The organism is Pseudomonas sp. SDO5215_S409 (assembly GCF_054071325.1).
The window spans coordinates 25,757-38,618 of sequence record NZ_JBSVWN010000047.1 but is presented as its reverse complement, the minus strand read 5'-3'; the positions used below and the strand labels follow the sequence as shown (position 1 = coordinate 38,618).

Here is a 12,862-nt window from a genome sequence, read left to right as displayed (position 1 = left end):
GTGAGGGCTAGTGTTGCTCTCTAAGCAATTGGGCGGCGCGGGCGGCAAAATAGGTCAGGATGCCATCAGCCCCCGCACGTTTAAAGGCAGTCAGGGATTCAAGGATCACCCCTTCACTCAACCAACCATTCTGGATCGCGGCCATGTGCATGGCGTATTCACCGCTGACCTGATAGACAAAGGTCGGCACCTTGAATTCCTCTTTGACCCGCCAAAGGATGTCCAGGTACGGCATCCCCGGCTTGACCATCACCATGTCGGCGCCTTCGGCCAGGTCCGCTGCCACTTCGTGCAGCGCTTCATGGCTGTTGGCCGGGTCCATCTGGTAGGACGCCTTGTTGGCCTTGCCCAGGTTGGACGCTGAGCCCACCGCGTCGCGGAACGGGCCGTAGTAGGCGCTGGCGTACTTGGCCGAGTAGGCCATGATGCGCACGTTGACGTGCCCGGCCAGCTCCAGGGCTTCGCGGATCGCCTGGACGCGGCCGTCCATCATGTCCGAGGGGGCAACCACCTGGGCACCCGCGGCGGCGTGGGACAAGGCCTGCTTGACCAGCGCGTCAACGGTGATGTCATTTTGAACATAGCCGTCTTCGTCAAGAATGCCATCCTGGCCGTGGGTGGTGAACGGGTCCAGGGCCACGTCAGTGATCACGCCAAGCTCCGGGAACCGCGCGCGCAGGGCACGGGTGGCGCGCTGGGCGATGCCGTCCGGGTTCCAGGCCTCGGCGGCGTCCAGGGACTTGATCTCGGACGGCGTGACCGGAAACAGCGCCAGCGCGGGAATGCCCAGTTCGACCCAGTGCACCGCTTCTTCAAGCAGCAGGTCAATGGTCAGGCGTTCCACACCCGACATCGAGGCCACCGCTTCCCGGCGATTTTCACCGTCCAGCACAAAAACCGGCAGGATCAGGTCGTTCACGGTCAGGACGTTTTCACGGACCAGGCGACGAGAAAAATCATCACGACGATTGCGGCGCAGACGGGTGGCGGGAAACAGGCGATGGGCGGGGGTAAAGCTCACGGCAGACTCCTGAGCCCGGCTTGACGGGCGAGCATGGCAGTTATAAGCGGCCATTATGACGAAGGAATTACAGTTGTGCTTACGCATGCGACCTGTAGTCGCATTCGTCGTTTATGTAGGAATTGTTCACTTCGTGACACATCTCGATACTTTCATGAATGTTCACGAAGGCGTAGGCTGCGCGTTCATTTCGCCAGCATCCAGACAATGCTCCAACAATTCCTACATGACTTCGGCTACTTCGCCCTGTTCCTTGGGACGTTCTTTGAAGGCGAAACCATTCTGGTTCTCGCAGGCTTCCTGGCGTTCCGTGGATACATGGATATCAAACTGGTCATGGTCGTTGCCTTCTTCGGCAGCTACGCCGGTGACCAGCTGTGGTATTTCCTGGGGCGCAAGCACGGCCGCAAACTGTTGGCGCGCAAACCGCGCTGGCAGCTGCTGGGCGATCGCGCCCTGGAACATATCCGCAAGCATCCGGATATCTGGGTGCTGAGCTTCCGGTTTGTCTACGGGTTGCGCACGGTGATGCCGGTGGCCATTGGCTTGTCGGGCTACCCGCCGGGGCGTTATCTGTTGCTCAACGGCATTGGTGCGGCGGTATGGGCCGCAGCATTGGGTGCGGCCGCCTACCATTTTGGCGCCGTGCTGGAAGGCATGCTGGGCAGCATCAAGAAATACGAGCTCTGGGTGCTGGGCGCCCTGCTGGTACTGGGCCTGGGCCTGTGGTTGCGTCGTCGTATGAAAAACGCCCGCCTGACCCGTGAAGCCTGCGCAGCAGAAAAAATTCGCCAGGCCAGCGGCGAAACCTCCGACACGCCTAAGACGCCAGTCGAGTAAGCCCGCCCCTGCACCCATAGAGGCCGACCAGGCTGAGCAGGGTGTAACCGAAAAAGACCGGCCAGCTCACGCTGCTGGCCGGCCACAGCCCGATCAGCGGCGCCAGCCACACCAGTGGCCCATTCAACGCCAGGCGCAGCAGCTCGGCCTTCAGCGCCCACCGGCGGTTCTCCAGGGCGGCGCCCAAGGCGAACAACCCCAGCGCGATCACGCTCCAGCCTAAGGTCAGCGCCGCCGTCGAAAGCGCCGCGCTGATGTTCATCAGGTAGCTGCCAACACCTACGTACACGGCAAATTGCAGGGCGATGTATACCTGCTGACGCCCTGCCAGCGGCACCTCGAATTTACGGAACCGGCTCAGGTCGGGTTTAGCCAACGGGTATTTTGCCTTCACATCGGCAGGGCGCCATCCGGTGCGCATGAACCAGATTCGTAGCTTGTCCCACCCTTTTTCCGCCCGCCGCGCGTCACGCCACAACTGCGCATAAAACTGCACGTTCGCCCACAGCGGGTTCCAACTGGCCAATGGCGTGGTCACACCAAAGATCACCGGCTCGTTTTCGTCCTCTTCCTGGAAGGTTCCAAACAGCCGGTCCCAAAGAATGAACACCCCGCCGTAATTGCGATCCATGTAAAGAGCGTTCTGTGCGTGGTGGGCCCGATGATTGGACGGCGTGACGAAAAACCATTCCAGCCAGCCAAGCTTGGGCACATGACGGGTATGCACCCAGAACTGATACAGCAAGTTGAGCGACGCCACACTGACAAACACCACCAATGGCACGCCCAGCACGGCCAGCGGCAGGTAAAAAATCCAGCTCAGCAAAAAGCCGGTGCTGGTCTGGCGCAATGCAGTGGTGAGGTTGTACTCCTCGCTCTGGTGATGCACCGAATGCGCCGCCCAGAGGATGTTGCGCTCGTGACCACAGCGGTGCAGCCAGTAGTAACAGAGGTCGTAGACCACAAAGGCGAACACCCAGGTCCACAGGCTGTGCGGTGGCAGCTGCACGACTGCCAGGTGCTGGAGCGCAAAGGCGTAGGTGAGAACGCCCACGCCTTTGGTCAACAGCCCCGTGGTGGTGGACAGCACCCCGGTGCTCAGGCTGTTGATGGCATCGGCCACCCGGTAATTGCGCTGGCCGCGCCGGTAGTCGGCGAGCAGTTCCAACACAATCAGGACGATGAAAAACGGCACCGCGTAAGGCACGAAGTCCATGGGCTAGTCCGGTCAATTATTGTTACATCTAGACTAGGTGTAGCGGCTACCCCTCCCCTTGGCAACAGGTGAAAAATCCATAGACCGTTAACGCCATGACCCCAGGAGAAACATCCATGAGCAAAAAAATTGCAGTGATCCTTTCCGGCTGCGGCGTGTACGACGGCGCCGAAGTCCAGGAAAGCGTACTCACCCTGCTGCGCCTGGATCAGCGCGGCGCTCAGGTTCAATGCTTTGCCCCCGATATCGCCCAACTGCATGTGATCAACCATTTGACCGGCGAAGAAATGCCCGAATCGCGCAATGTGCTGGTGGAGTCGGCGCGCATTGCCCGGGGCCAGGTCAAGGACATTCGCCAGGCCAACGTCCACGACTTCGACGCGCTAGTGGTGCCGGGAGGTTTTGGTGCGGCGAAAAACCTCTCCAACTTTGCCGTGGCAGGCGCCGCGTGCAGGCTCAACCCGCAGGTGCTGGAGCTGGCCGAGGCCTTTGCCGAAGCGGGCAAGCCGGTGGGGTTGATCTGCATTTCGCCGGCCCTGGCCGCAAAAATCTATGGGCCGGGCGTGACCTGCACCGTTGGCAACGATGCCGACACCGTCGCCGCGATGGACAAGATGGGCGCCACCCACCAGGAATGCGCCGTCGATGAAATCGTCGAAGACAAGGCCCGCAGGCTGGTCAGCACCCCGGCGTACATGCTGGGCAAGCGCATCGGCGAAGTGGCCTCGGGTATCAACAAACTGGTGGACCGGGTGCTGGAACTGACCCACGAGAACGACTGAACAGGCACCGCGCCTCGGTGTGGGAGCGCCTCGCCCCCACACCGACGATGCCCGCCCGCGTCAGGCGCTGGCCCGACGCTTCTCGGCCAGGCGGCTGCGGCCGTACAGCACCACAATCGCCACGATGGCCACGGCTTGCGCGCTCAGCGAATAAGCGTCGGCGTGGATGCCCAGCCAGTCGAAGTCAAAGAACGCCACCGGCCGGGTGCCAAAGATGCCAGCTTCCTGCAAGGCCTTGACGCCATGCCCGGCGAACACCACCGACAAGGCGCACAACAGCGCCGCATTGATGCCAAAGAACAACGACAACGGCAGTTTTGCCGAGCCCCGCAGAATCACCCACGCCAGGCCCACCAGCAGCACCAACGCGGTGGCGCCACCGGCCAGCACCGCGTTGTGCCCGCCGGGGCCTGCCTGCAACCACAGGGTTTCGTAGAACAGGATCACTTCAAACAGCTCGCGGTACACCGAGAAAAACGCCAGCATCGCAAAACCAAAACGCCCGCCGCCGCCCACCAGGCTGCTCTTGATGTAATCCTGCCAGGCCGCCGCATGACGGCGGTCGTGCATCCACACGCCAAGCCACAGCACCATGACCGCGGCAAACAGCGCCGTGCAGCCTTCCAGCAACTCGCGCTGCGCGCCGCTCACGTCAATCACATACGCGGCCAGCGCCCAGGTGGCGAGGCCCGCCAGCAACGCCAGGCCCCAGCCCACGTTAACGCTGCGCACCGCCGACTGCTGGCCGGTGTTACGCAAAAACGCGAGGATCGCCGCCAGCACCAGGATGGCTTCCAGGCCTTCGCGCAGCAGGATCAGCAAGCCCGAAATGTAGCTCAGCGACCAGCTCAAGCCATCGCCGCCCAACAGGCCGGCCGACTCGGTGAGCTTGCCTTTGGCCAGGTCCAGGCGCTGTTGGACCTGCTCGATCGGCAAGCCGTCCTGCAATGACTGCCGGTAGGCCATCAGGGCTTTTTCGGTGTCCTTGCGCACATTGGCGTCGACGTTGTCCAGCGAGCTTTCGACCAGTTCGAAGCCTTCCAGGTAAGCGGCCACCGACAGGTCATAGGCCTGCTCGTGCTCGCCGTTGCGGAACGCGGCGAGGCTCTTGTCCAGGGTGGCGGCGGTGTAGCCGAGCAATTGCGCCGGTCCGCGCTTCACTTGAGGCGGTTGCGCACGCTGGGCGCGGAAAGTGGCGACGGCCTGCACGCCTTCGGCGGCAAGTACTTCGTTGGGGGTCTGACGGGCAAGATCGGCGAGGTTATAGGACTTTTCGCCTTTGCCAGCCGCCGGAGCGGCGGTGAAGCCCGCGATGTAGGTGGCCAGGTCCCAGCGCTGACGATCATCCAGCTGATCGGCGAAGGACGGCATGTCGGTGCCCTCCACCCCCAGCCCAAGGGTGTTGTAGATCGCGTAGAGGCTTAAACGGTCCAGGCGCGTGGCATCGCGCAGGTTGGCGGGCGGCGGCGTCATGCCGACGCTTGCAGGACCATCACCGGCCCCCGCCTCGCCATGGCACACCGAACAATGCTGGGCGTACAGCGGCGCACCGCGAGTCGGGTCGGGAGTAATAGCCGGGGCCTGGCTCACTTCATAAGCCACTGCCAACCGGGCGCCCAATTGCCGGGCCTGTTTGGCCACCGCAACGCCGTCGGCGTGAGCGGTGACGGCTGCGAGCAATTGATCGACACCGCTTGCCAGCTCGGCACGTTCGGGTTTTTCTGGCAAGTCGGCCACCAGGCCTTTCAACACCCCCAGAAATTCGACCTGCTCCTGATATTCGGACTCATCGACCACCTTTCCCGCCACCACCGTTGGCGGGTAGTCCGCGCCAATGTAATCCAGTAAATGCAGGGCTTGCGGGGCGCCCTCTGCAGTGGCCGCCAGCGCATTGAGGCTGCACGACATCAACGCCGGCAACATCAACCCGGCGAGAAAACGAAAAGGGGCGATCATGAATGAATCCAAAGGGTAACGAGAAGTAATACATTGTTTAACGTTACGCCGCCTGACTCAAGCCAAAGCGGGTTTATTGGGCCAATAAAAAACCCTGTGAGGCGGTGTGCCCGCGCTCACAGGGTTGGTTCGCAGCGGGTCAGGCGGTGGCGCGGTGCAGGCTGGCAAGGAACCCGGCGGCGCCCACGAACAGCCCGGCGAAGGTACGGTTCATGCGTTTTTGCTGTTTTGGCGTACGCAATAAACGCAGCACTTTAGCGGCCAGGCCGGTGTAGCCGGCCATCACGATCATGTCCACGCTGATCATGGTCGCGCCCAGAATCAGGTACTGAGCCAACAGCGGCGCCTGCGGGTTCACGAACTGCGGCAGCACCGCCAGCATGAACACCAGAGCCTTGGGGTTGCTGGCGTTGACCAAAAACCCACGGAAGATCATGGCCAACGGCTTACCGATAGGGCGGATCGATGCGTCGCCTGCCAGGTCGGCGGGCAGTGCGCGCCATTGCTTGATGGCCAGGTAAACAAGGTACGCCACGCCAAACCATTTGATGGCATAGAACGCGGTGGACGAGGTGGCGAGAATCGCACCCAGGCCACCGGCCACCACTGCGATTTGCAGCGCCAGGCCCAATTGCAGGCCCAGGGCGTTCCAGTAACCGCGCAGAAAACCGTATTGCAGGCCGCTGGACATCGAGGCGATAGCGCCCGCGCCAGGAGAGAGACTGATGATCCAGCTGGCCAGGAAAAAGGCCAGCCATGTGTCGAGCGCCATTGCACACCTCAGGGGGAGAGTTTGCCGATAGGCCTTAAGCTAACTCCGCCGGTCGAGTCATGGCTATAAATTTTTACAGGATGTGAATGCTAGCGGTCGCCCGAGAAACCATCGCTACCGCGCCAGCGGCGCACCGAGCGCTGGAAGAACAGGCTGTTGGGCACCTGCACCATTACCCCGCCGGTCCCCGCCTCTTCGACTTCGATGAGCGTGGTGTAAAGCAGGTTGATCGCGACCACCCGGCCTTTCACGCCTGGTTTTTCCACCGTGTCCACCAGCTCGACCACATCGCCCAGGCGGAAAGGCCCTACGGTAAAGATCAAAATTGCGCACAACAGGTTGGACAGCACCGACCACATGGCAAAAAACGCCACCGCCGCCACCGCCACAAACCCCGAGAGCGCCGTCCACAGCACCGTGGCGGAAACCCCCAGGCGCTCCAGCACAAAGATCAGCGCGCTGCCCATGATCAGCCAGCGCAGCACGCCGCGCAGGGGCATCAGCAGTTGCGGCGGGAACGGGTAGCGTTCACCCAGGCGGTTCAGGCATTTGGCGACGAAACGCTGGGCCACGTAGCCGCCCAGCAGGATCAACAAAATTTGCACACCGACCCACAGCGGCGCGATCCATTGCGCCGGCACCGGCAGTTGCAGCGCTTCCATCAGGACAGCGCCTCCAGCTCCGCCTGCATGGATTCGAGCAGTTCGAGGGCGTGCATCCAGCTTTCTTCCAACTGCGCCTCGCGCACCTTGAGCTTGGCTTGCTCGGCCAGCAGGTCGCGCAGTTCATCCTTGCGCGCGGCCTCGTACACGGCACTGTCGCCCAGGCTGGCTTCTATCTTGGACAGCCGCTCGTGCACCTTGCCCAGCTCGGCTTCCAGCTTGTCGGCCTCGCGCTTGTGCGGCGCCAGTTGCTGGCGCAGCGCAGCGGCGGCCTGGCGCTGGGCCTTTTTGTCGGTCTTGTCCGGGTTGACCGGCGTGTTGCTGACCGGGGCCTGGCGCAGGCGGTAGTCGGTGAGCCAGCGGGCGTAGTCGTCGAGGTCGCCGTCGAACTCATCGACCTTGCCGTCGGCCACCAGCAGAAAGTTGTCGGTGGTGCTTTTGAGCAGGTGCCGATCGTGAGACACCACCAGCACCGCGCCGCTGAACTCTTGCAAGGCCATGGTCAGCGCCAGGCGCATTTCCAGGTCGAGGTGGTTGGTCGGTTCGTCGAGCAGCAGCAGGTTGGGTCGACCCCAGGCGATCAGCGCCAGGGCCAGGCGGGCTTTTTCGCCGCCGGAGAAGTTCAACACCGGCTCGTCGAGGCGCGCGCCACGAAAATCGAAACCGCCAAGAAAGTCGCGCAGCGTTTGCTCACGCTCGGTCGGCGCCAGGCGTTGCAGGTGCAGCAGCGGGCTGGCCTTGGAGTCCAGAGAGTCCAACTGATGCTGGGCAAAGTAGCCCACCACCAGGTTCTCACCGCGCATCAGGTGGCCGGACAGCGGCTGCAATTCGCCCGACAGGTTCTTGATCAGCGTCGACTTACCCGCGCCGTTCGGGCCGAGCAGGCCGATGCGTGCACCGGGGGTCAGTTGCAGCTTGACCTTCTCCAGGACGGTCTTCTCGCCATACCCCAGACGGGCGTCGGACAAGCTGAGCAGGGGGCTGGAGATTTTCACCGACTCGCGGAACACGAAGTCGAACGGCGAATCGACGTGGGCCGCCGACAGTTCTTCCATGCGCTCCAGTGCCTTGATCCGGCTTTGCGCCTGACGGGCCTTGGTGGCCTGGGCCTTGAAGCGGGCGATGTAGCTTTCCATGTGCGCACGCTGCGCCTGCTGCTTCTCGAACGCCTGTTGCTGCTGGGCCAGGCGCTCGGCACGGGCGCGCTCGAACGCGGTGTAGCCGCCGCGGTAGAGGGTGATTTTTTTCTGTTCGACGTGGGCAATGTTGTCGACCACAGCGTCGAGGAAATCCCGGTCGTGGGAGATCAGCAACAAAGTGCCCGGGTAACTTTTCAGGAAGTCTTCCAGCCACAGGATCGCATCGAGGTCCAAGTGGTTGGTGGGTTCGTCGAGCAGCAACAGGTCCGAGGGGCACATCAGCGCCTGGGCCAGGTTGAGGCGCATCCGCCAGCCGCCGGAGAAGTCGGCGACCGGGCGGTCCATCTGTTCGTTGGCAAACCCCAGGCCGGCGAGCATTTTGCGCGCACGCGCATCGGCGGTATAGCCGTCGGCGCTGTCCAACTCGGCGTGCAGGCGGGCCAGGGCGGTGCCGTCCTGAGCCTTTTCGGCTTCGGCCAGGTCGTGTTGCACCTGACGCAGGCGCAGGTCGCCGTCGAGCACGTAGTCGATCGCGATGCGCTCGAGCGTGTCGATCTCCTGGCGCATATGGGCGATGCGCCAGTCGGCGGGCAGCTGACAGTCCCCGGAATCGGGCGTCAACTCGCCCAGCAACAAGGCGAACAACGTGGATTTACCGGCGCCATTGGCACCGATCAGGCCGGCTTTGTGACCGGCGTGCAGGGTCAGCTCGGCGTCTTCGAGGAGACGTTGCGGGCCACGCTGTAATGTTAGGCTTTGAAGTCGGATCATAATGGCGGCGGAGTCTACCAGCTTCGTTGGCCGCTGGCTTGGGTGTGAATATGTGTGCTGACCTGTGGAGCTTCGCCCTCTCGATCTATGCCCGCCCGGGCGTGGAGAGCACGTGCCTGCGCTTGCAGGAACACGGGGCCGATGTATGCCTGTTGTTGTGCGGATTATGGTTGGAGCAACGCGGCGTGGCGCCAGAGCCTGCGCGGTTTGAGGCCTTGCGACAGCTTGCGCGGCCTTGGCAGCACGCGGTGGTGGAGCCTTTGCGCAAGGTACGCACGCAGTGGCGTGACATGGCGCAGCAGGATGTGGAACTGGGGGCTTTGCGCGAGCGGGTCAAGGCTCTGGAACTGGAAGCCGAGCGGCAATTGTTGTCACGCCTGCAGCAGCTGGCACAGACATGGCCGACAGATGACGCGACGGCGCCAGGGACGTGGCTTGAAGGACTGGCGAGCGAAGCCGCCAACCTCGACCGCGACGCGCTGCATCAGCTACGCGTCGCGGCCACCGGCACTTAAGAAGCGCTGGTTGGGGTGACGCTTGGTGCTGCCGGGGCAGGCGTGCTGCTGGCCGGAGCGGTGGCAGCAGGTGCAGCAGCAGGTGCAGCCGGTTTAGCGGCCGCTGGCTTGGCTACGGCTGGTTTGGCAGCAGCAGGTTTGGCCGCGGGTTTTGCAGCCGGTTTGGCAGCGGCAGGTTTGGCGGCTGGTTTTGCAGCAACCGGTTTAGCGGCAGGTTTTGCAGCAGGCTTGGTGGCTGGCTTAGCAGCAACTGGCTTGGCTGCGGGTTTGGCAGCGGCGGTTTTTGCGGCCGGTTTTGCAGCTGCCTTGGTGGCTGGCTTAGCAGCAACTGGCTTGGCTGCGGGTTTGGCAGCGGCGGTTTTTGCGACCGGTTTTGCAGCAGCCTTGGCAGCAGGTTTTGCGGCGGCTGGCTTGGCTGCGGGTTTGGCAGCAGCAGGTTTAGCGGCCGGTTTTGCAGCCGGTTTTGCCGGTGCTTTGGCGGCAGGTTTAGCCGCGGCTTTGGCTGGCGCCTTCGCTGCAACCGCTTTGCTCGCAGGTTTTTTTGCGGTGCTGGAAGCGGCGGCTTTGACCGGAGCACGTGTGCTCAACAATTTGCCCACGGCGTCTTTCACACGACCAACGCCTTGGGCCAGTTTCAGGCTTTCCTGGGCATCGCGCTTGAGTTGCAGAATGTAGGCGCGGGTTTCGGATTGGCGACCCTGAAGCGCAACGAGCAGGTCTTCAAGTTCCTTCACACCGCTCTTGGCTTTGGCTTGTGCCTTGGCTTTGCCAGCAGTCGCGGCGTCTTGCAGTTTGGTGCGGGACTTGTGCAGTTTTTCTTGAGCTTTGCCGCGTTGTTTTTCCAGCTTGGCGAGCAACTTCTCAGCATCAGCCAAGGCTTGGGAACAAGCGTTTTCCAAATGCTCGAGCAGGCTGCCCGAGAGCTGTTGGAGCAAATGCAACGGAGTATTTACAGGCTTCTGTTTGGCCGACATGGTTTACCTCCTGGCTGACGTGGGTGCGGCTCATACTAGCCCTCTGCTCTTACCGCCGCTAGGGCATGTTGACAGTATCGAAGACGATGCGTTGCAGCGCACAGAATTTCTTATCGATATAACGAAAAACCTCTCCACTTTTTAAGCCTTCACGCTGGCATAATCCGTCGCACTTTCGGTTGGAGAACGCCCATGCCGCGTTACCTTTTTTTAGCATTGAGCCTGGCGATCTGCGCCGCCAATGCGAGCGAACCATCCCCCGACAAAGACCGTCACGACCTGGCCTACAGCCTGGGCGCAAGCCTGGGTGAACGCCTGCACCAAGAGGTGCCCGACCTTGAGATCCAGGCACTCCTCGACGGCCTGAAACAAGCCTATCAAGGCAAGCCGCTCGCCCTCGATGACGCACGCATTCAAGAGGTGCTTGCCCAACACGAAGCGCAGAACACACCGGACGATTCAACGCCGCAAAGTGAAAAATCACTCGCCGCCGAACAACACTTTCTTGCCTCGGAAAAAGCCAAGAGCGGTGTGCGCGAATTGGCCGGTGGCATTCTGGTGAGCGAGCTGGCACCCGGCACCGGAAAAAAGCCGGCGGCCAATGAGCGGGTCCAGGTGAAATACGTAGGGCGCCTGCCCGACGGGACGATCTTTGATCAGAGCACACAGCCCCAATGGTTTCGTCTGGACAGCGTGATCAGTGGCTGGCAGACCGCGTTGCAGCAAATGCCGGTGGGCGCGAAATGGCGCCTGGTGATTCCATCGGCCCAGGCCTACGGTGCCGAGGGCGCAGGTGAGTTGATCCAGCCGTATACACCGCTGGTGTTCGAGATTGAATTGCTCGGCACCGGCGCCTGACGCCCACAAAAAACGGCGCGCCATGCGCACCGTTTTTTTGCCTTGCACCGCCGATCAAACCTGAGCGGCAGACTCTTCTTTGTGCGCGTTGTGCAGCACTTCGATCAGGCAGTCTTCCAGCTCGAAACGCTCGTGGAGCAGGCCACCCAGCTCCTTGAATTTTTCGGCAACACACTGGCCGGCGTCGCACAGGTCATTGAAGGCCAGCAGCTTCTCGGTGATGACGTCGATGCGCGGGTAGATCGTTTCGGCCAGCTCCAGGCCACGCTGATCGTCGAAAGCCTCGGCTTCCTTGGTCAGTTGCTCGTAGATCCCAAAGTGCCCCGCAGACACATAGTCCACCAGCACGCCACAAAACTCCTGCAAGGGTTTGCGGTTTTCGGCCAGCGCTTGCGGCTTGGCGCCCAGTGCGTCGAAGGCCCGAACCAATTCCTGACGTGCTTTCAACCAGCCATCGATCAGCTTGTGCACACCACCCCAACGTTCCTGAGCATTCTGACAACTTTCCAGCATGATGATCTCTCTTCCCTATTGGGGCCGGGCCACCCTGCCCGTGCAACACTTCAAGAACAAAGCAGCAACCGGACAAAGCCGCATCAAACAGTCTCTTTCGATAACGCGTGCGGGCCAGATTATGCCCGCATGACTATGGCATCAAGGTACGCACCAGAGAAAGTTCATACAAGTGTTTAATCCTTTCCTACAACTTTCCAAGCCCTTTCACTGCCTCACCCATGGCAACGGCTGGCTCAGAAATACGCGCGAAAACTGCGTGGCCCCCAGGATAAGCATCGCGATAAAGAACAACAGGCTCCACTCCGGCAGGCTCAGGTCGAACAGCGTCCAGTTGATTTCCACGCAGTCGACGGTGCCCTTGAATATCGGTTTCAATGCTTCTTGCAGCGGCAGGTGTTCGATCATGTATTGCAGGCTGGGCCAGCAGTCAGGCACTTGGTCGGGCGGGATATTTTGCAGCAGTACTTGGCGTATCGCGGTAATGGCGCCCAGCAGCGCGCACCCCATGCTGGCCAGCCAATACAGGTAAATGCCGGATCGCGCGGGCCCGTGAATGGCCGCGACCAGGTTGATAAGCGTGAAGGCAGCCAGCAGGCCGCGTTGCACCAGGCACAGGAAACAAGGGCGCAAGAGAACCCCGTACTCCAGGTAAAAGGAGGCGCCCAATGTCAGCGCACCCGCCATGAATGCCAGGAGGAACAAGGAACGTGAAGGGGCCAAGGACATTGTTTATCCGCAACGCAAAAGACAGGTGGCTACGGTAGAGGAAACGCCTTACCCCTTTCAATACGCGTTGCAGCAGACGATTCCGCGAGATCATAGGGATATCCCGTAAAGAAC

13 protein-coding genes are annotated in these 12,862 nt (G+C 61.7%); 4 read left to right on the top strand and 9 right to left on the bottom strand.

The annotated features are described in order from the left end of the window. Nucleotides 1–7 precede the first annotated feature (7 nt). The gene (gene hemB / locus ACW9H9_RS21510; protein WP_457345128.1) at nucleotides 8–1,021 is read right to left on the bottom strand and encodes a porphobilinogen synthase; all 1,014 of its coding nucleotides are present in this window, start codon (nucleotides 1,019–1,021) and stop codon (nucleotides 8–10) included. 207 nt (nucleotides 1,022–1,228) lie between these two features. On the opposite strand from hemB, the gene ACW9H9_RS21505 reads away from it, so the two are divergent. Next, the gene (locus ACW9H9_RS21505; RefSeq protein ID WP_457345129.1) at nucleotides 1,229–1,861 is read left to right on the top strand and encodes a DedA family protein; all 633 of its coding nucleotides are present in this window, start codon (nucleotides 1,229–1,231) and stop codon (nucleotides 1,859–1,861) included. Here ACW9H9_RS21505 and ACW9H9_RS21500 read toward each other — a convergent pair. Continuing rightward, on the bottom strand, nucleotides 1,842–3,077 hold the full coding sequence (locus ACW9H9_RS21500) for a sterol desaturase family protein (protein ID WP_457345130.1): 1,236 nt from the start codon (nucleotides 3,075–3,077) through the stop codon (nucleotides 1,842–1,844). The two genes, ACW9H9_RS21505 and ACW9H9_RS21500, sit on opposite strands and share 20 nt — an antisense overlap. A 116-nt stretch (nucleotides 3,078–3,193) precedes the next feature. On the opposite strand from ACW9H9_RS21500, the gene elbB reads away from it, so the two are divergent. Further along, nucleotides 3,194–3,859: an isoprenoid biosynthesis glyoxalase ElbB gene (elbB, locus tag ACW9H9_RS21495; RefSeq protein ID WP_457345131.1), complete on the top strand. Its 666-nt coding sequence runs from the start codon at nucleotides 3,194–3,196 to the stop codon at nucleotides 3,857–3,859. Between the two features lie 60 nt (nucleotides 3,860–3,919). On the opposite strand, the gene ACW9H9_RS21490 is transcribed toward elbB, so the two are convergent. The 4 genes from ACW9H9_RS21490 to ACW9H9_RS21475 form a co-directional block, all read right to left on the bottom strand. Beyond that, on the bottom strand, nucleotides 3,920–5,815 hold the full coding sequence (locus ACW9H9_RS21490) for an FTR1 family protein (protein WP_457345132.1): 1,896 nt from the start codon (nucleotides 5,813–5,815) through the stop codon (nucleotides 3,920–3,922). A gap of 139 nt (nucleotides 5,816–5,954) precedes the next feature. Beyond that, complete coding sequence (locus tag ACW9H9_RS21485; RefSeq protein ID WP_457345133.1) at nucleotides 5,955–6,587, bottom strand: LysE family transporter; 633 nt, start codon at nucleotides 6,585–6,587, stop codon at nucleotides 5,955–5,957. Between the two features lie 89 nt (nucleotides 6,588–6,676). Beyond that, nucleotides 6,677–7,249, bottom strand: coding sequence for a mechanosensitive ion channel domain-containing protein (locus tag ACW9H9_RS21480; RefSeq protein WP_457345134.1), 573 nt, complete (start codon nucleotides 7,247–7,249; stop codon nucleotides 6,677–6,679). Beyond that, on the bottom strand, nucleotides 7,249–9,159 hold the full coding sequence (locus tag ACW9H9_RS21475) for an ATP-binding cassette domain-containing protein (protein WP_457345135.1): 1,911 nt from the start codon (nucleotides 9,157–9,159) through the stop codon (nucleotides 7,249–7,251). The genes ACW9H9_RS21480 and ACW9H9_RS21475 overlap by 1 nt, the downstream gene beginning before the upstream one ends. Nucleotides 9,160–9,209: 50 nt before the next feature. On the opposite strand from ACW9H9_RS21475, the gene ACW9H9_RS21470 reads away from it, so the two are divergent. After that, nucleotides 9,210–9,674 carry a TIGR02444 family protein gene (locus ACW9H9_RS21470; RefSeq protein ID WP_457345136.1) on the top strand — a complete coding sequence of 155 codons (465 nt, stop codon included), beginning with the start codon at nucleotides 9,210–9,212 and terminating at the stop codon, nucleotides 9,672–9,674. Here ACW9H9_RS21470 and ACW9H9_RS21465 read toward each other — a convergent pair. Then, nucleotides 9,671–10,648: an AlgP family protein gene (locus tag ACW9H9_RS21465; protein WP_457374540.1), complete on the bottom strand. Its 978-nt coding sequence runs from the start codon at nucleotides 10,646–10,648 to the stop codon at nucleotides 9,671–9,673. The two genes, ACW9H9_RS21470 and ACW9H9_RS21465, sit on opposite strands and share 4 nt — an antisense overlap. 192 nt (nucleotides 10,649–10,840) lie before the next feature. On the opposite strand from ACW9H9_RS21465, the gene ACW9H9_RS21460 reads away from it, so the two are divergent. Next, nucleotides 10,841–11,506 carry an FKBP-type peptidyl-prolyl cis-trans isomerase gene (locus ACW9H9_RS21460; protein WP_457345139.1) on the top strand — a complete coding sequence of 222 codons (666 nt, stop codon included), beginning with the start codon at nucleotides 10,841–10,843 and terminating at the stop codon, nucleotides 11,504–11,506. Nucleotides 11,507–11,560: 54 nt separating this feature from the next. Here ACW9H9_RS21460 and rsd read toward each other — a convergent pair whose 3' ends face one another. Next, the gene (rsd, locus tag ACW9H9_RS21455) at nucleotides 11,561–12,019 is read right to left on the bottom strand and encodes a sigma D regulator (RefSeq protein WP_457345141.1); all 459 of its coding nucleotides are present in this window, start codon (nucleotides 12,017–12,019) and stop codon (nucleotides 11,561–11,563) included. Nucleotides 12,020–12,226: 207 nt separating this feature from the next. Beyond that, the gene (locus ACW9H9_RS21450; protein WP_457345142.1) at nucleotides 12,227–12,748 is read right to left on the bottom strand and encodes a disulfide bond formation protein B; all 522 of its coding nucleotides are present in this window, start codon (nucleotides 12,746–12,748) and stop codon (nucleotides 12,227–12,229) included. Nucleotides 12,749–12,862: the final 114 nt, after the last annotated feature.